Source organism: Sulfurivirga caldicuralii (assembly GCF_900141795.1).
Lineage (GTDB): Bacteria > Pseudomonadota > Gammaproteobacteria > Thiomicrospirales > Thiomicrospiraceae > Sulfurivirga > Sulfurivirga caldicuralii.
In genome coordinates this window covers 242,516-260,582 of the sequence record NZ_FSRE01000003.1, presented here as the reverse complement: position 1 = coordinate 260,582, position 18,067 = coordinate 242,516, and the positions used below count along the sequence as shown (strand labels likewise).

At 60.1% G+C, this 18,067-nt stretch carries 14 protein-coding genes and 1 tRNA gene; 7 read left to right on the top strand and 8 right to left on the bottom strand.

Annotated elements, in window-relative coordinates; translation table 11 throughout:
• Positions 1-37: 37 nt before the first annotated feature.
• Positions 38-1,039 (bottom strand): FAD:protein FMN transferase, encoded by a 1,002-nt coding sequence (locus tag BUQ81_RS07075; RefSeq protein WP_074201679.1) that lies wholly within the window; start codon positions 1,037-1,039, stop codon positions 38-40.
• A 77-nt stretch (positions 1,040-1,116) separates the two neighbouring features.
• Here BUQ81_RS07075 and BUQ81_RS07070 point away from each other — a divergent pair, with 77 nt between their 5' ends.
• A complete protein-coding gene (locus BUQ81_RS07070) occupies positions 1,117-1,749 on the top strand; it encodes a hypothetical protein (protein ID WP_074201678.1) in 633 nt (210 codons plus the stop codon).
• A gap of 20 nt (positions 1,750-1,769) precedes the next feature.
• On the opposite strand, the gene ispB is transcribed toward BUQ81_RS07070, so the two are convergent.
• Complete coding sequence (ispB, locus tag BUQ81_RS07065) at positions 1,770-2,738, bottom strand: octaprenyl diphosphate synthase (RefSeq protein WP_074201677.1); 969 nt, start codon at positions 2,736-2,738, stop codon at positions 1,770-1,772.
• A gap of 283 nt (positions 2,739-3,021) precedes the next feature.
• On the opposite strand from ispB, the gene rpsU reads away from it, so the two are divergent.
• From rpsU to BUQ81_RS07040, 5 genes are all read left to right on the top strand, one after another.
• Positions 3,022-3,243, top strand: a complete 222-nt coding sequence (rpsU, locus tag BUQ81_RS07060; protein WP_074201676.1) for a 30S ribosomal protein S21 — start codon at positions 3,022-3,024, stop codon at positions 3,241-3,243.
• Positions 3,244-3,255: 12 nt separating this feature from the next.
• Positions 3,256-3,705: a GatB/YqeY domain-containing protein gene (locus BUQ81_RS07055; protein ID WP_074201675.1), complete on the top strand. Its 450-nt coding sequence runs from the start codon at positions 3,256-3,258 to the stop codon at positions 3,703-3,705.
• Positions 3,706-3,803: 98 nt separating this feature from the next.
• A complete protein-coding gene (dnaG, locus tag BUQ81_RS07050; protein ID WP_074201674.1) occupies positions 3,804-5,525 on the top strand; it encodes a DNA primase in 1,722 nt (573 codons plus the stop codon).
• A gap of 267 nt (positions 5,526-5,792) precedes the next feature.
• Positions 5,793-7,574 (top strand): RNA polymerase sigma factor RpoD, encoded by a 1,782-nt coding sequence (rpoD, locus tag BUQ81_RS07045; RefSeq protein ID WP_074201673.1) that lies wholly within the window; start codon positions 5,793-5,795, stop codon positions 7,572-7,574.
• Between the two features lie 100 nt (positions 7,575-7,674).
• Positions 7,675-7,748: transfer RNA gene (locus BUQ81_RS07040), tRNA-Ile, on the top strand.
• Positions 7,749-7,916: 168 nt separating this feature from the next.
• Here BUQ81_RS07040 and BUQ81_RS07035 read toward each other — a convergent pair.
• Positions 7,917-8,507, bottom strand: coding sequence for an IMPACT family protein (locus BUQ81_RS07035; protein WP_074201672.1), 591 nt, complete (start codon positions 8,505-8,507; stop codon positions 7,917-7,919).
• A 20-nt stretch (positions 8,508-8,527) separates the two neighbouring features.
• On the opposite strand from BUQ81_RS07035, the gene BUQ81_RS07030 reads away from it, so the two are divergent.
• Positions 8,528-9,094, top strand: a complete 567-nt coding sequence (locus BUQ81_RS07030; protein ID WP_084188293.1) for a M48 family metallopeptidase — start codon at positions 8,528-8,530, stop codon at positions 9,092-9,094.
• A 199-nt stretch (positions 9,095-9,293) separates the two neighbouring features.
• On the opposite strand, the gene nrdA is transcribed toward BUQ81_RS07030, so the two are convergent.
• The 5 genes from nrdA to BUQ81_RS07005 form a co-directional block, all read right to left on the bottom strand.
• Positions 9,294-11,561 (bottom strand): class 1a ribonucleoside-diphosphate reductase subunit alpha, encoded by a 2,268-nt coding sequence (gene nrdA, locus BUQ81_RS07025; protein WP_074201671.1) that lies wholly within the window; start codon positions 11,559-11,561, stop codon positions 9,294-9,296.
• 380 nt (positions 11,562-11,941) lie between these two features.
• A complete protein-coding gene (locus BUQ81_RS07020) occupies positions 11,942-12,919 on the bottom strand; it encodes a CobW family GTP-binding protein (protein ID WP_074201670.1) in 978 nt (325 codons plus the stop codon).
• Complete coding sequence (locus tag BUQ81_RS07015) at positions 12,916-16,002, bottom strand: EAL domain-containing protein (protein WP_074201669.1); 3,087 nt, start codon at positions 16,000-16,002, stop codon at positions 12,916-12,918. Before BUQ81_RS07015 ends, BUQ81_RS07020 begins: the two co-directional genes overlap by 4 nt.
• On the bottom strand, positions 15,999-17,024 hold the full coding sequence (locus BUQ81_RS07010) for a cytochrome-c peroxidase (RefSeq protein ID WP_159432274.1): 1,026 nt from the start codon (positions 17,022-17,024) through the stop codon (positions 15,999-16,001). The genes BUQ81_RS07015 and BUQ81_RS07010 overlap by 4 nt, the downstream gene beginning before the upstream one ends.
• Positions 17,021-18,067 (bottom strand): GGDEF domain-containing protein, encoded by a 1,047-nt coding sequence (locus tag BUQ81_RS07005; RefSeq protein ID WP_074201668.1) that lies wholly within the window; start codon positions 18,065-18,067, stop codon positions 17,021-17,023. The genes BUQ81_RS07010 and BUQ81_RS07005 overlap by 4 nt, the downstream gene beginning before the upstream one ends.

Genomic DNA, 18,067 nt, shown 5'->3' with positions numbered 1-18,067 from the left:
TCTTGCGCAGCCTTCTTGGGGGGGGCACCTTTCAGGGTCAGGGAGGCATGGGGTGCCAGCGTGCCTGCATGGCGGGGGTCATCTGGATCATGCCGTGCTGATCGATGACCGCGGCGGTGGTGACGCCCATGCGTTTGGCCGCCGCGCGCCAGCGTTTGGGGCCGGCTACCAGCAGGGCGGTGGCGGCTGCATCGGCAGTGGTGGCATCCGGGTGGATGACCGTCACCGAGACCAGTCCATGGGCGGGCCAGCCGGTGGTGGGGTCGAGGATGTGACTGTAGCGGGTGCCCTGCCAGTCGAAATAGCGTTCATAGGTGCCGGAGGTGACCACCGCCTCCCCATCGCGCAGGTCGATGCGTGCCAGAATCTGACGCGGCTGAAAGGGATCTTCCACGCCAATGTGCCAGGGCGTGCCGTCTGACTTGCTGCCCAGTGCCTTCATGTCGCCGCCGATATTGACGATTGCATGGCGAATGCCGAACTGCTGCAGGGTTTCCAGCGCCATGTCCAGCGCCAGTCCCTTGGCATTGCCGCCAAAGTCGAGACGGACAGTGGGGTTGCGGCTGATGAGGCGGCCGCCCTGAAAGGCGAGGTCGCAGATGGAGGGACGCTGTTTGCGCCATCTGTCAATCTCATGCTGAGGTGGAGGCGGGCCGTGCCAGTCTTCGCCATGAAAGCCCCACAGGTCGATCAGCGCACCAATGCCCGGGTCGAACAGGCCGCCTGAGGCACGGCACAGCTGCTGTGATTTCAGAATGAACGCCTTGACGGAAGTGGGCACTTCGATGGGCTGGCCTGAAGCGATGGAGGCATTGATTCTGGCCACAATGCCGCCCGGTTCCCAGGCGTGCCAGTCGTGATGAAAGTGCTGAAAGCGCTGGTTCAATGCCGCAAAGGCCTGTTCAGCCTGTCGAGGATCGTCGGCATAGAGCGTCACGTTGACTTGCGTGCCGAAGACATAGAACGTTCGGCTGTGGGGCGCGGGTGCCTGGCTGCAGGCAGTCAGGAAAACAAGTAAAAATAGGATGATCGGGCGCATGAGGGCATTTTAGCCGCTGCTACTCTCCAGTTTTGCCTGCATCGGCCGATAGTGAGAGTATCGGGAGTGGAGAAACGATGGCAAAGCAGAAAAAGGAAACTCAGGATCGCAGACAGCGTCGGCGCAAGAACGAATTGCCGGCGCAACCGGCGCTATTCTATTTTATGCGCCTGCTGGAGCGGGCGGAAGACCGCGCCATGGTGCGCGAGTTTGAGCAGGCGGACAGCCACCATTTTGTTTCCTTTGAGTTGGTGGAAAAGTTCATGCGTCAGGTGCGCCAGCAGAACATCTTTGTGTTTGTGCCGGGGTGGAGCGGCAAGTCGGAAAGTCTGCTCATTACCAAGGTGAGCTTTTCCATGGGGGGCGTGGTCCGGCTTTACGAGGGCATCAGTGTGCGCGATGAGGACAACAGCTTCCTGCGCATCTATCCGGATCCCAAACGAGGCAAGATTGTAGTGGAGCGGCTCAGAGGGCCCGACTATGTGCCCAAACTGATCTATGCGCACCGCGACGAGTGCCACATCATTCGCTTTATCGCCCACTGGATTATCGACCGCATCGACTGGAAGAAGACACGCTTGCGCAATCTGGACCTGTACAAGCTGTTCGTGCGCACCCGTGATGAGCGCCTGCACCGTCAGCTGCGCGAGCTGAATGAGCACCGTCAGGTCAGAAATATCATGGGGCGCGGGCGCGCGGCGAACGGATAGTCGCCAGGGTTTTCGGTGGTTCAGTGATCCCGTTGGACGGCCAGTTCGGCCAGGGAAGCCAGGGCGTCCCGATAGGGGGATTCCGGCAGAACAAACAGCAGCTTCTTCGCCTTGTCGGCTTCTTCACGGGCACGCTGCAGCGTATAGTCCAGCGCGCCGCTGCGCTTGATCACTTCGATGACCTCGTTCAGATACTGCGCACCGTCTTCGGATTCGATGGCTTTCCGGATGAGCGCACGATCCGCTTCATTGCCCTGATGCAGCACGTGAATCAGTGGCAGGGTCGGCTTGCCCTCCGCCAGGTCGTCGCCCACGTTCTTGCCCAAGGTTTGCGGGTCGCCCATATAGTCCAGCGCATCGTCCACCAGCTGAAAGGCGGCCCCCAGATGGCAGCCATACAGAGCCAGCACCTCTTCCCAGTCGGGGCGGTCCACCAGAATGGGGCCCACGCGCAGGCCGGCCTCGAACAGCTTGGCCGTCTTGCGATTAATCACTTCCATGTAGGTGGCTTCATCCACATCGGCGTTGTGGATATTGAGCAGTTGCATCACCTCACCCATGGCAATGACGTTGGTGGCTTCCGCCATCATCTCCATCAGACGCATGGAGCCGGGTTCCACCATCAGCTGAAACGAGCGTGAATAAAGGTAATCCCCCACCAGTACGCTGGCTGCGTTGCCCCAGACGTCGTTGGCGGTGCGCCGTCCGCGGCGGGTATGGGATTCATCCACCACATCGTCGTGCAGAAGCGTGGAGGTGTGAATGAACTCGATGGCCGCCGCCATGACATGATGGTGTGTCCCTTCGTAGCCACACGCCCGGGCGCCAAGCAGGACCAGCAGGGGGCGGAAGCGCTTGCCACCACTGTTGATAATGTAGTGCCCAATCTGGTTGATCAGCACGACATCGGAGGCGAGGCGATTGAGGATCAACGCATCGGTGGCTTTTATGTCATCTTTAATCAGGGTGCGAATGGATTCCAGATTCATGCACGGCGTCCGTTAATCTTGAGTCGCTACATTGTAGCCAAAAGCGTCTGGTCGAGGGTTTGCGCTGACGCACAAATGCATGCGCTGAATAGCTGTATAAAGGTTATGGAGAGGGGAGCGTGTGCAGTCCGTGGCCGGCATGCTTGAGGCAGGCGTTATTCGTTCAGCATGGGCATGCCAGCGCGGCGTGAAAACTGAAATTGTGTAAACGTTTGCAATGACTTAACGCCATGGTTATAATTCGCCTTTCTTTGAAAACCCTTAACAGGACGGAAACAGAATTATGCCAGTAGTCAAGATTCGTGAAACCGAGCCGTTTGACGTCGCCCTGCGTCGTTTCAAGCGTGCATGTGAAAAGGCCGGCATCATCGCCGAAGCGCGTCGCCGCGAGTATTACGAAAAGCCCACCTGGGCGCGCAAGCGCAAGAAAGCTGCTGCGATCAAGCGTCTGGCCAAGCGCCTGTCACGCGAGCGTCGCCGCATGATGCAGAACCGCCGTCACTGATCGGTCCAGACCATGTCTGATCTCAAGGCGCAGCTGACTCAGGAAATGAAAGCCTGCATGAAGGCAGGCGACAAGAAGCGTCTGGGCGTCATCCGCAGCATGCTGGCCGCCATCAAGCAGGTGGAAGTGGACAGCCAGAAACACCTGAGCGATGACGACATCATTGCCGTGCTCGACAAGCAGGTCAAGCAGCGCCGCGATTCCATCGAGCAGTATGAAAATGCCGGACGCCCCGAGCTGGCCGAGCAGGAACGCTACGAGATGGAAGTCATTCAGGAGTTCCTGCCGCAGCCTCTGAGCGAAGCCGAGATCGACGCCATGATCGAGGCGGCCATCGCCGAAACCGGTGCCAGTGGCATGCAGGGCATGGGACAGGTCATGGGCGTGCTCAAGCCGAAAATGCAGGGACGTGCCGACATGGCTGAAGTCAGCAAGAAGGTGAAGGCGAAACTGGCCGGTTGAAAAAACGCCGGAATCACTGTTCAATGAAAAGCCTGCCGATGTGCAGGCTTTTCTGTTTCTGGTACCTGTAAAGGGGTGCCGCACCCATCAGGAGGCGTATGGCCGGTCAGATCCCGCGGGCGTTTATCGAGCAACTGCTGGCGCAGACTGATATCGTTCAGGTTATCGGCCAGCGCGTGCCGCTGAAAAAGGCGGGGCGCAATTACGTGGCCTGCTGTCCCTTCCACAGCGAAAAGACGCCATCGTTTAATGTCATTCCCTCCAAGCAGTTCTATCACTGCTTCGGCTGCGGTGCCAGCGGGGATGCCATCAAGTTCCTGCAGGAATACGATGGGCTTAGCTTTACCGATGCCGTTGAGGCGCTGGCGCAGCAGGTAGGCCTGCAGGTGCCCTATCAGAAGCTGACGCCGGAGCAGGCGCAGCGTCAGAAGGCGCAGGCCACACTCTACGATCTGATGGCACACGCCGCGCGCTTCTACCGCCAGCAGTTGCGCGACCATCCCGATGCGGAAGCGGCCAAGGCCTATCTGCGTCAGCGTGGCCTAACCCCCGAAATCGCCAAGCGCTATTACCTGGGGTTCGCGCCACCCGGCTGGAGCAGTCTCGATCGTGCCTTTACGCCCATCACAGACTACGAGGAGGCGCTGGAAACGGTGGGGCTGCGCATCCGCAAGGAAGGCAAGCAGGGAACCTATGATCGCTTCCGCAACCGCATCATGTTCCCTATCCGTGATGTGCGCGGCCGCGTACTGGGCTTTGGCGGGCGCGTGCTGGGCGATGAAAAGCCCAAGTACCTCAATTCGCCGGAAAGCCCCATTTTTCACAAGGGGCAGGTGCTCTATGGCCTTTATGAAATGCACCAGGCACGGGTCAAAGCCGATCTCATCATCGTGGTGGAAGGCTATATGGACGTGATCGCCCTCGCGCAGCACGGCTTTCCCAATGCCGTGGCGACGTTGGGCACCGCCGTGACCGAAGCGCATCTGGATCGGTTGTATCGCGAAGTGAATACGGTGGTGTTCAGCTTTGACGGCGATGCTGCCGGACGCAAGGCGGCTTGGAAGGCCGTGGAGCTGCTGTTGCCGCGCTTGAACGAAAGGCAGAGTGCGCGTTTTCTGTTTCTGCCCCCGGGTGAAGATCCCGACAGCTGGGTGCGCAAGCAGGGCAAGGCGGGTTTTCAGCAGCAGCTCGATTCGGCCCCGCCGCTGGTCGACTTTGTGGTCGAGCAGATCGTCGCCGCGTTGCCGGTGCCGCTGAGCGAGCAGGAGGGACGGCGGCTGTTTCTGGCGGAAATCAAACCGTGGCTGCAGCGGGCGAAGGGGTGGTATCAGTCCGCGCTGGCCGAGCAGGCGGCCGGTGCATTGGGCATTCCGGCATGGCGGCTGGGCAGGGAGCTGGGCATCTATCTGCCCTATGCCCGCAGCGAAGGCGTGAAGAAACCCCAGTGGCAGGCGCCGCCGGTGGTGGGGCTGGCGCATCGTCTGGCGCGTCATCTGCTGGCGGAACCTGCGAGGGCGCGCGCCTGGTTCAGTGCAGACGATGTGGCACTGTTGCGGGCGGCGCCGGTGGAGGGCGCACCCATGCTGGCGTGGCTGATCGAAACGCTTCTGAATGACGCGGACGAGGCCACCGTGGTGCAGGCCTTGCGAGAACATGGACAGGAGGCGCTGGTGACGATCCTGCAGCGGCTGGAGCTGCCTCCGCCCGGCGAAAATCGCGATGCCGAGTTTCAGGCGCTGCTGCAGCGACTGATCGAGGCCATCGAGCTGGCGACCACCGACGATATTTCCGCCATCGCCGCCTTGAAACGGGGTGAATAGGCCCTATTTACACGGCATGACCGTTCAAGTTTTTCGGCGTGGATGCCGATAAGCTGTTGAAAGGTGTTATAATTTATCATTTGATCCGACTTATTGGTTAGCAGAGTAGTCGCCCGAACATTTCCGGACTGACCCCCTGAAGCGTGATCCCGTCGCGGCACCTCAGCGAGTGTGTCACCGGTTGGCTTTTGAGCTCAAAACTGGCGAACATGCGTGACCCGTCCCCAGCTGGACACCGATTGCAATTGTGGAGGACACAGCACAACTATGGCCCAGGCTACTCGTCAAGAACGCAAACAGCAACTCATCGACCTGATCGAACGTGCCAAGGAACTTGGCTATCTGACCTATTCCGACGTCAACGACGTCATGCCGGAAGATGCGGAAGAGGATCAGGTCAATCAGGTTATCACCATTCTCAAGGACTTTGGCATCCCCTTCTTTGAATCCACGCCCGACTCTGACGAGTTGATGACCGTGGAAGGCGGCGTCTTTGATGAAAAGGCCGCCGAAGCCGCGATGATCGCCCTGTCTGAAGTGGACTCGGAATTCGGCCGCACCACCGACCCGGTCCGCATGTACATGCGCGAAATGGGCTCGGTGGAACTGCTCAGCCGCAAGGGCGAGATTGAAATCGCCAAACGCATCGAAGCCGGTCAGCGCGGCATGATGAGCGGCCTGGCCCGCTACCCGCTGCTGGCGGAGCGCATTCTCGAAGCCTTTGAGCGCATGGACGAGGGCGAAGGCAAACTGGCTGACGTTGTTCAGGGCTTCCTGCGCCCCGAAGATTTCGAGGATATTCCGGACGAAAAGCTCAACCCGGATATCGACAAGATGGACAAGGACGGCATGGACCCGAAAGAGGTCAAGGCGTTCGTGGACAAGCTTCGCAAGCTGCATACGGCCGCGGAAAAGGCCGAGCAGAAATACGGTGCAGACGATGAGCGTGCGCGCAAGAAGCGGGAAGCGGTGGTCGAGCACCTGAAAATGGCCAAGCTCACCCCTAACTTCACCAATGCGTTCCTGGCTGAGCTGAAGGGCAAGATTTCCGAGATCCGCAAGTTCGAGCGCGTTATTCTCGATCTGGTGGTCAATCAGGCCGGCATTTCGCGCAAGGACTTCCTCGAGCTCTACGTGGGGCACGAAATTGATCGCGACTTCGTCGATCGCCTCATCGAGCGCTTTCCCCAGAAGGCCGAGCAGCTGGAGGCGCTGCGTCCCGAGATCAACCGGGCGCAGAAGCGTCTCAAGATGATCGAAAGCCGCATGCCCATCAGCCACTTCAAGGAGCTGTACAAGGACATCAGTCGCCACGAGCAGAAGATGCGCGCCGCCAAGCGTGAAATGGTGGAGGCCAACCTGCGCCTGGTGATTTCCATCGCCAAGAAGTACACCAACCGTGGCCTGCAGTTCCTCGACCTGATTCAGGAGGGCAATATCGGCCTGATGAAGGCGGTGGACAAGTTCGAATACCGCCGCGGCTACAAGTTCTCCACCTATGCCACCTGGTGGATCCGGCAGGCGATTACCCGCTCCATCGCCGACCAGGCGCGCACCATCCGTATTCCGGTGCACATGATCGAGACCATCAACAAGCTCAACCGCGTGCAGCGTGTGCTCATCCAGAAGCTGGGCCGCGAGCCCACGCCGGAAGAGCTGGCCGAAGAGATGGAAATGCCGGAAGACAAGGTGCGCAAGGTGATGAAGATCGCCAAGGAGCCCATCTCCATGGAAACCCCGGTGGGGGACGACGAAGACAGCTCACTGGGCGATTTTATCGAGGACACCAATATTCCCAACCCGTCCGAAGTGGCAGACAGGGAAGCCATGTCCGAAACCGTGCACGAAATGCTGGCTTCCCTGTCGCCGCGCGAGGCCAAGGTGCTGCAGATGCGCTTTGGTATCGGCATGAACACCGACCACACCCTTGAGGAAGTGGGCAAGCAGTTCGATGTCACCCGCGAGCGCATCCGTCAGATCGAAGCCAAGGCGCTGCGCAAGCTGCGCCACCCCTCGCGGGCGGATCGCCTCAAGAGCTTTCTCGAATAAGCGGTTTATCAGCCGTTCGGGTATAATGCCAAGCCGCCTTCGGGCGGCTTTTTTGTGGCCGCTTCTTGCGAAATGGCTGCTGTTGTTCTGCCCGTATTATGCCCCCTTAGCTCAGTTGGTTAGAGCTGCCGACTCATAATCGGTAGGTCGCTGGTTCGAGTCCAGCAGGGGGCATACCCCCTTCCTTGTCCACGCCTGAAGGTACTGTAAATCATTTCGTTTTCGTTTTTGTTCCCGTTCAAATGTGCAGCCGTGTACGCAGTATTGCCCGCAGACAGCGCAGAGATTATGCGCCATGGCTTGAAAGAGAAGGTACCCAGCAAATTCAGGCAGGGCGCACTTTCAGACGGGTGTGATCTGCCATGTATGCGGCCACTCGGCCTGGCTGCCGGACGATTCGGGAAGGGATACCTCTGCTGCGATACCCTGGCTCTCATAGGTGAGGGTATCCAGCGTGCCGCCGTACTGAGCGAGCAGGTGTCGTAACGCATGTTCGTCTGAAAATGGGAGCGCAATGTGCAGCCGCTGCATGGGCGCGCGTTCCACCAGCTCGGCGTGGTCGAGCACCGATTGGGCGGCCTGACTGTAGGCGCGTGTTAACCCGCCGGCACCGAGCTTGATGCCGCCAAACCAGCGCACCACCACAATGAGGGTATCGCCCACTTTTTTGTGCTGCAGCACGTTCAGAATGGGGCGACCGGCGGTGCCGGCGGGTTCGCCGTTGTCGTCCATGCCGGCGGAAGCGCTGCCCGCCGGATTGCCGAGCAGATAGGCCCAGCAGTGATGTCGCGCATCTGGGTAGCGGGCTTTGAGCGCATTTACTTCTTGCAGGGCCTGTTCACGGTCGGTAATTGGGAAGGCAAACGCATGGAAGCGACTTTTCCTGATTTCGATTTCGGCATCGGCCGGGGCGGCAAGGGTCAGATAGGCCATGGGCGCATTATAATCGCGCTATGATGATTCACAGCCCACCCTTTCAGATTCCGGTCAAGGTGCATCCACGACGGCGGCGCATGGCGTTGGTAATGACCGATACCGGCGTGGAGGTGCGCGTGCCACCGCACGCGTCCCGCCGCACCATCGAAGCTTTCGTGGTGGCCAACCATGCCTGGATCGAGAGCGCGCTGTCCCGGCAGACACCGCGACAAACCTTTCTTTGGGGTGTGTCGCATCCGCTGACCAGCATTGACGCCCGCGATGCCCTGCAAGTGTATTTGTCGGAGCGGCTTCCAGTATGGAGCGCGCGCATGGGGTGTGAACCGAACCGTGTGGTCATTACCAACATGAAAAGCCGCTGGGGCAGCTGCTCCAGTCGTGGGCGTGTGGCCTTTGCACTCAATCTTGCACAGGTGCCTAAGCCGCTGGTGGACTATGTCATCGTGCACGAGCTGGCCCATTTGCATGAAATGAACCACTCCTCCCGTTTCTGGGCCCATGTGGCCGCCCAGCTCCCGGATTATCAGACCTTGCGGACCCAATTGCGCGATTGGGGCCGGCGCATCGGACCTCTGCAGCCCTGAGGTGAGGGGCGAAAAAAATTGCCGCTCAAAAAAGTCGGGGACCCCTTCGCAGAGCACCGCTTGGCGGCAGCATTTTCCTGAAACCATTCGTTGCTGGTGCACGGGCCGTTCGTGCATGCACAGCAGGGCTGTTTTCGGCAGAGGAATAAAAAACCGCGCCGGAGCGCGGTTCGTCAGTGGCCTGCGCTGCTGCAGGGTCTTACAGCTTGCAGGCGCCGCCGGCGCAGCCGTCGTCTTCCTGCGCGTCGGAAACGCCGTCGCGGGTGTTGTGGTAGTAGAGCGTCTTCACACCCAGCTTGTAGGCGTAGAGGATGTCCTTCAGGATCGCCTTGATGGGCACCTTTTCGTCCGGGAAGCGCTTGGGATCGTAGTTGGTGTTGGCCGAGATGGACTGATCCACGAACTTCTGCATGATGGCCACCAGCTGCAGATAGCCCTTGTTGTCCGGAATCTGCCACAGCAGCTCGTAGTTGTCGCGCAGCGTCTTGAACTCGGGCACCACCTGCTTGAGGATGCCGTCCTTGGACGCCTTGACGGAGACGTAGCCGCGCGGCGGCTCGATCCCGTTGGTGGAGTTGGTGATCTGCGAGGAGGTTTCGCACGGCATCAGCGCGGTGAGGGTGGAGTTGCGCATGCCGTGCTGTTTGATTTCTTCGCGCAGGCTGTCCCAGTCCAGATGCAGCGGCTCGTCACAGATCTCGTTGACATCGTCCTTGTAGGTGTCAATGGGCAGAATGCCTTGGGCGTACTTGGTTTCGTTGAACCACGGCGCCGGTCCCTGTTCCTTGGCCAGATTGACCGACGCCTTGATCAGATAGTACTGGATCGCCTCGAAGGTGCGGTGCACCAGCCCGTTGGCGGAGCCGTCGGAGTAGCGCGTGCCGTGCTTGGCCAGATAGTAGGCCAGGTTGGTCACACCCACGCCAAGGGTGCGGCGGTTGAGGCTGCCGCGCTTGGCCGCCGGGATGGGGTAGTCCTGATAGTCCAGCAGGGCATCCAGCGCGCGCACGATCAGCTCGGACAGCTCTTCCAGCTCGTCGAGATTCTCCAGTGCGCCCAGGTTAAAGGCGGACAGGGTGCACAGCGCGATCTCGCCATTGGGGTCGTTCACCTCTTCCAGCGGCTTGGTGGGCAGGGTGATTTCCATGCACAGGTTGGACTGACGCACCGGCGCTACCTGCTCGTCGAAGGCGCTGTGGGTGTTGGAGTGGTCCACGTTCTGCACGTAAATACGGCCGGTCTGGGCGCGCTCCTGCGCCAGCATGGTGAATAGGTCGATCGCCTTGATGCGCTTCTTGCGAATGGAGTCATCCGCTTCGTAGATGTGGTACAGGCGTTCGAATTTGTCCTGATCGTTGAAGAAAGCGTCGTACAGCCCGGGCACGTCAGAGGGGCTGAACAGGGTGATCTCGCCGCCTTCGATCAGGCGCTTGTACATGAGGCGGTTGATCTGCACGCCATAGTCCAGATGGCGAGCGCGGTTCTCTTCCACACCGCGGTTGTTCTTCAGCACCAGCAGGCTTTCCACTTCCAGATGCCAGATGGGGTAGAACAGCGTGGCTGCACCGCCGCGCACGCCGCCCTGGGAACAGGACTTCACCGCCGTTTGGAAGTGCTTGATGAACGGAATCAGCCCGGTGTGGAATGCCTCGCCGCCGCGGATGGGCGAGCCCAGTGCGCGGATGCGGCCGATATTGACGCCGATGCCGGCGCGCTGGGAAACGTATTTCACGATGGCCGATGCGGTGGCGTTGATGGAATCCAGCGAGTCATCGCACTCGATGAGCACGCAGGAGCTGAACTGGCGCGTGGGCGTGCGCACGCCGGACATGATCGGCGTGGGCAGGCTCAGCTTGAACTGGCTGGCGGCGTCGTAGAAGCGCTTGATCAGATCGAGGCGCTGCTCTTTTGGATAGTGGGCAAATAGGCACATGGGGATCAGCATGTAGATGAACTGCGGCGACTCGTAGATCTCGCCGGTGACGCGGTTCTGCACCAGATACTTGCCTTCCAGCTGCTTTACCGCGGCGTAGGAGAAGTTCATGTCGCGCTCGTGGTCGATGTGCTCGTCCAGCTCGGCGAACTCCTCGCGGGTGTAGTCATCCAGCAGGTGCTTGTCATAGCGGCCGGCGCGCACCATCTTGTTTACGTGCTCGAACAGCGACGGCGGGGTAAAGCGGCCGAAGGCCCGTTTGCGCAGATGGAAGATCGCCAGACGGGCGGCCAGGTGTTGATAGTCCGGCGCCTTTTCCGAAATCAGGTCGGCAGCGGACTTGATGATGGTCTCGTGGATCTCGGAGGTGGTCATGCCGTCGTAGAACTGGATATGGGCGCGCAATTCCACCTCGGAGACGGAAACATCCTCCAGCCCTTCGGCGGCCCAGGTGATCACGCGGTGAATCTTTTCCAGATCGAGCGGCTCCTTGCGGCCGTCGCGTTTGGTGACGAGTATCTGCTGTTCGGTCATGCTGCGATCCTGTGAATAACTGGCGGCTATAAAAACAAACCCTTGCACCGGCGCTCAATAACTTGGCTGCAGCAGGTGGCAGCGCATGTTAAGAACCGGGTGCTAACGTCTTGTGTGCGAATTTGCGAAAAAGCGCTATATATAGTTGTGACGTCATGCAAGGTTTCCAAATATAGTGTAATTGCGCAGGCGGTGCAACGGCAAAAATTGGCCCTTGTTCACAGGCATTTATCCCCATGACGGGGGCGCAGACGGCGTGATCAGAGGGATCGGCCTGTGGATAACTTTGTGCATGATCGCAAGGACGGGCTCATAAAAATTTTTTGGGGGGGATGTATAAATCCTGATCTGGGTGAAGAGGTTGGCGAAAGATGAGCAAGTCAGCGGATGCAGGTTTGCCGCAGGGCCTGTTCAAAGGCCGAGGTATCAAAGGACGCTCCGTGGATAATCTCCAGCCGTGAATCCCGCCGCCAGCTGCTTAGCTCGCGCGTCAGCTGACCATGCATCCATTGAAATGCCATCCAGCGCCCCTCGCCGATATGCAGCACCGCCTTGAGGCGCTGCACGTCTCCATAAGGGGGGTCCCCGACTTTTTCCAGCAGCCGTTTTGCGCCACGCCAGTCGAAAGCGGTTTCAGGTGGCCATAACCAGCCAGTGGAGGCCGAAATGCCCTGCTGGATGCGCTTTTCGCCGCCGTGGGGCCAGTTTTGCAGCGTTGTGGTGGTGACAGCACCACCGTGCTGGTGCGGGGCAGCGGGGGGCATAAAGCGCGGTCCGCGGTAGGGCTGCAGCGCCTCCAGCGTGGCGAGATCCAGCGTACCATTTTGCGTGCGCAGCACGGTTTTGGGTGGGTAAAGGCTGTCCAGCACCCGTTCAAGCGCATCACAGCGGCCGGGCGGCGCCAGATCGGTCTTGTTGAGTAGCACCAGATCGGCCAGTGTGAGCTGGTTGAGCACGCTCTGCCAGCGGATCAGTTCTTGTGGATCGGCGTGGGCGGCATCAAGCACGTAGATCACGCCGTGCAGTTCGATGCCTTCATGGCGCAGCAGCGTATCCACCAGCACATCGGCGACGCTCATGCCGGAGGGTTCGATGAGCAGGCGGTCGGGGGCATGGTTCATTGCCTCCTGCAGCGCTGCCTCCAGCGCACCCGCCCCGCTGCAGCAGGCGCAGCCGCCTTCGACGGCATGCACCGTGGCCCCCTGATTGGCCAGCAGGGCAGCATCCAATCCCACGGCGCCGAAGTCGTTGATGAGCAGCGCCCAGTGTTCATAAGCGGGTTTCTTGCGTAGCAGCTGTTGCACGGTGGTGGTCTTGCCGCTGCCGAGGCCGCCGCTGATCAGCCAGGTGGGAATCATGATGCGTGTTGGGCTTTGAGATAGGCCAGCAGCTCATCCAGCGGCAACGGACGGCTGAAGTAATAGCCCTGAATCATGTCGGCGCCGAGCTTTGCAAGGGTTCGGGCTTGCACCTCGGTCTCCACGCCTTCGGCGATGAGTTGCGCTCCCAGTGCGTGGGCCATGGTAATGGCCGCTTCGGGGATGGCGAAGGACTTGGGAACATTGGGATCGATGGGGTCGACAAAGGCCTTGTCCAGCTTGATCTTGTTGGTGGGAAAGTGCTGCAGGTAGGCCAGCGAGGCGTAGCCGGTGCCGAAGTCGTCGATGGCGGTTTGCACGCCCATGCCATGGCAGCGGTCGATAAAGGCGCGCGCCCTGTCCAGATCGGAAACGAGGGCGCTTTCGGTCAGTTCGAGGGTGATGGTGGCCGGATTGAGTCCAAGAGTCATCACCAGCTCGTGGGCGAGCGTTTCCAGCTCGGGGTCGTTCATCTGATGGCTGGAGAGGTTGATGGCCACACCAAAGCCGTCGCCGGCGACCGTCTGCATGTGGAGCAGATCGTTGAGGCCCTGACGTAATACCCAGCGGCCCACCTCGATCATCAGCTGCGGGTGTTCTTCGAGCACGGGGATAAACTGATCCGGGCGCACCAACTCTCCGTCCCGCCGCCAGCGCAACAGGGCTTCGACCAGCTGCGGCTTGCCCGTGCGGGCATCGACCACCGGCTGATAGTGCAACTCAAAGGCCGCCTGCCTCAGGGCGCGTTCCAGCGCGTTGCGCAGATCCAGGCGACGGGCGGCCAGCTGATCCATTTCCGGTGCATAGAACATACAGGTTTTCTGTTCGCTCTTGGCAGCACCCATGGCTGTGGTGGCGTGGGTGAGGATATCCTCAGCGTTGTCGGCGGCCGTGAACAGGGTAATGCCAGCATAGAATTCGAGGTGTATCTGGCGATCGCCTACGGTAATGGGTGCATTGAACAGCTCGCGCAGTTGCGCGGCAAGGGTGTTCCAGCTGTCCCGGGCCGCCTGTTCATCGCGATAAAACTGCAGTGGCACGATAAAGAATTCGTCCGCGCCATTGTGAGCGGTAATATGGGGGAAATCCAGCTTGCTCTGCAGGCGTTGGCCTACCTTTTTCAGCAGTTCATTGGCCTGCGTGAAACCAAGAGAGTTGTTGATGGTCTTGAACTGGCGCAGATTGAGCAGGATACACAGGCCGAGATCGTTGCGATCCATCACATTATCCAGCAGGGTCTGCAGCTGCAGCAGCAGACTCTCTCGATTGGGCAGGCCCGTGATCGCATTGGTATGGCGCTGGCGTTCCAGTGCCCGCTCCAGCGCGCGCTTTTCGCTCAGGTCGAGCGCCTGCAGAACATAGGCCGCCTGGTCGAAATCCTGCGGGACACGGGTGAGGGTAATGGCTGCCGGGATATGCTCGCCGTTGATGCGCTGCAGGGTGATCTCGCCATGCCAGGTATCCTGTTCGGCGTCGAGCAGGTTCATAAGCTGCATGAACAGGGTCTGATCGGCAAACAGCAGGTGCGCCCGCTTGCCTGCCAGTTCATTATCTGTCAGGCCGAGCATGGCGTGCAGGCTTTCGTTGGCGCGCAGAATGCGTCCATCGCCGTTGATAATGGCGATGCCTTCCTTGGCGTTGAAGGCGATTTCGGCCAGCTGCAGCTGGGCTTCCTGTGCCTTCTGCCGCTCGAGCATTTTCAGGCGCGTGAGGGCATAGCCGATGTCCTGGCGGATTTCGTCCAACAGATGCAGCAGCTCTGGCGTAAAGGCAGTAGGGTGCGTGTCATACAGCATGATGACCAGCTCGCAGCGCCCTTCAACTTCCACCGGCAGCGCGGCAAGGCTCTGGACGTTGTAACGCTGTCCCAGAGGCTTCCAGGGCGCAAAACGTGCGTCCTGCTGATAATTGTCCGCATGGGCGATGCGCAGGCTGCGGCAGGCTTCACCCGCCAGCCCACGCCCTTCGGGTCTGTTTTCATCCACGCTGATGCGCAGCTTCGCCATCGTGTTGCGCGCGTCCGGGTTGGCGCTGCTGCCGGCCACCAGTTTCAGCCAGCCGGAGCTGGGGTCCACTTCCAGAATGGCGGCGGCCAGCAGCTCGAGGGTTTCGTTGAGAATGCGGGCCGTTTTCTGCAGCAGAGACGATCGATCTGGCATGGCGACAATCGCTTCGTTGACTTCACTCAAGGCGCGGTAGAAGCGGTTGAGGCGCTTGAGGTCGTCCTGCTGCTTTTCTAGCGCTCGGGCGTGGCGCTGCAGGCTGATCAGGGCGGCAATCGCCAGCGCGGCGAGTACCAGTGTGGCCAGCAGCAGGATCTGGTTGAGGCGCTTCTGTTGGGCCCGGGCTTCATTCAGCAGGGTGTCGAAACGTCGGCCCAGATATTCTGTGCGTTGATACAGGCTGCTGAGGTCGGCCTGGCGTTGAAACTGGATCAGACGCGCATATTCGCGCACAAATGTCGTTGCGTGGCGCAAAAAGAGGCGGCAGGCGCTCGATTGCACCGAGGTATTGAGCAGGGTATCCAGCGTGTGCAGCTGGTTTAAAAGGGAGCGCTCGTCCACGCGCCCCATGAACGGAAGCCGGATCAGTTGATCAAGGATGGTGTGTGGATCAAATGAGGCTTCGACCGCTTTCTGTTGTTGCTGGCACTGATCGCCCAGGGGGGGCAGGGTGGCGTAGCTGTTGATCGCAATGGCATGAGCCTTTTGCGCATGGCGCAGTGCCTGTTTTTTTTGCTCGAACAGTGCGCGCAAATCACGAAAAAGCTGCTGGGCCTCGCTGTCGCCGCTGGCGTCCACCAAGGGGGCGGCCAGACGCAGATCAGACTCGATCAGTTTGATCAGGGAGTTCTGGGTGTCGTAACGGGTGCGTGCGAGAAGGTCCAGTTCGCCGGTCTGTTGTTGCAGCTGTAGCACGTGCAGTGTCAGCGACTGAAATTTTTCTTCCAGTTGGGGCCCCAGTTCAAGAAAGGGGTTGCGCGTCAGTGCAAAGGCCAGCAGCAGGGTGAATGCCAGGGCTGCCACGGCCACGACGCCAAAACGCAGCGTCAGCTGTTGGAAACGGGCGGGGATGCGTTTCATGAGCCATCCTCCCGCACCGGTGCAGACAAGGTCTTCAGAAAGGCGACCAGTGCTGTTACGTCGTGATCGTCGGGGATCAGGCCAAGTTGGTGCTGGATCATCAGGCGTACTGCCGTCTCTAGCGTTTTGACCTGGCCGTCATGGAAATAGGGGGCCGTCTCGGCGATGTTGCGCAGGGTGGGTACCTTGAGCATATAGCGGTCGGCAGGATCGTGGGTGACATGAAAGCGCCCCTGCCACTTTTCCCCGATGGTCAGCGGCTCGAATACGCCGGCTTTCTGAAACAGGTTGCCGCCCAGATTGATGCCCTGATGGCAGCCGATACAGCCGCGGGTCTGGAACAGCGCCCAGCCCTGTTTCTCCAGCGGCGTCAGCGCCGAGTCGTCCCCCTGCAGATAGCGGTCAAAGCGGCTGCCGGGGGTGATCAGGGTGCGTTCATACTCGGCGATGGCGAAGGTGAGCGCCTCAACACTGGCCGGCTGTCCAAAAGTATCCATGAAGCGCTGCCGCCAGGTGGCATCAGCATTGAGGCGTTCGATGACCGCCTGCAGAGAGGGGTTGCCCATTTCGTGTGCGGCGGTGAGCGGAAACGCTGCCTGCTCTTCCAGGGTAGTGGCGCGTCCGTCCCAGAACTGGGCCAGATTAAAGCCGGCATTGAGCACGGTGGGGGTGTTCAGCTCGCCTTTCTGACCGTGGATGCCGATGGAGACGGGGCGGTTGTCGTCGCCCCCCTGGGAGAGGATGTGGCAGGTGGCGCAGGCGATGGTGTTGTTGGCGGAGAGAAACGGGCTGAAATAGAGCTGTTTTCCCAGTGCGGCTGCCTTGTGGTTGACCGGCACGGTGTATGGAATAGGCTGCACCAGCTGGGTTTGGTTGGTGGTCAACTGGGCAACGAAGGTATCGAACAGGGCATTGTGAAACGCCGGCTTTTCGAGTGCTTCGGTGGAGCGGTCATTATCGCTGCAGCTCCACAGTAGTGGCAGCAGCACAACCAGACCAATCAGCGGGCGCAGCACGTTCACAGCAGGTCGGCTCCTCCGACAACGCGGTTGCGTCCCTGCTGCTTGGCGCGATACAGGGCGCGGTCGGCTCGTTCGAACACGTCTTCGATGCTTTCGCCGGGGCGCCACATGGCTACGCCTGCTGAAAGGGTAAAGCGCAATGGCTTGTTGTTAAGGCGGACGGCCAGCTTCTTGTTGGCGATGGTTTCGCGGATTTTTTCGGCCACGTGGCGTGCGCCTTCGTAGCTGGTGTTGGGCAATACGACCACGAACTCCTCTCCACCGAGGCGTGCGACCAGATCCTGCCCCTTGGTTTCGTTCTTGAGCACGCGCGCCACATAGCGAATGACGCTGTCGCCCACGGTATGGCCGTAGTTGTCGTTGATGCGCTTGAAATGATCGATGTCGCACATGATGACGGCAAAGGGCGTATCGCTCTCCTCGGCTTCGCTCACCAACCGCTTCAGTGCCTCCATGAGGCCGCGGCGATTCAGCAGGGTGGACAGAGGGTCAGTGCGCGCCTCCTCGTAGCTGCTGGTCAGCTTGGCACGCAGGCGTTCCATCTGCACGGCAAACTGCTCTACCTGCCTGACCAGGTTTTCGGAGCGCTTTTCGATGGCTTCGAGGCGCGGCAGGATCACCTTGTCAATGATTGCCTCGGCAATGTCGTGATGGTCTTCCCTGAGGGTTTCGATATCGACGCGCAGGGCGTTATGTTCGCTGCTGAACTCTTCCAGCCAGCGCTCCAGCTCTTCTTTCATGCGCCGCAGGGTATCTTCCGCCTGATCCACCGGCAGGTGGCGGCTGATGAGATGGGTGATGTAGCGCTGGTACAGCTCGTCGGCGGTGTCGTCGTTGTAGGCTTTCAGCTTGAGGGCCGTTTCCAGCTGCTCCATCAGAAAGGGATCCACTTCCGCCAGATAGTCGAACAGCAGCGTGTAGTGAATGGGGTTGGGCGGTACCCGCAGCAGGCGCGCCTTTTCCAGCGTTTTCAGCGCCGTATTTTCGCTTTCGGCGGCGGTGAGTGCCTCCAGATAGCGGTCGATCAGGCGGTTCTTTCCCAT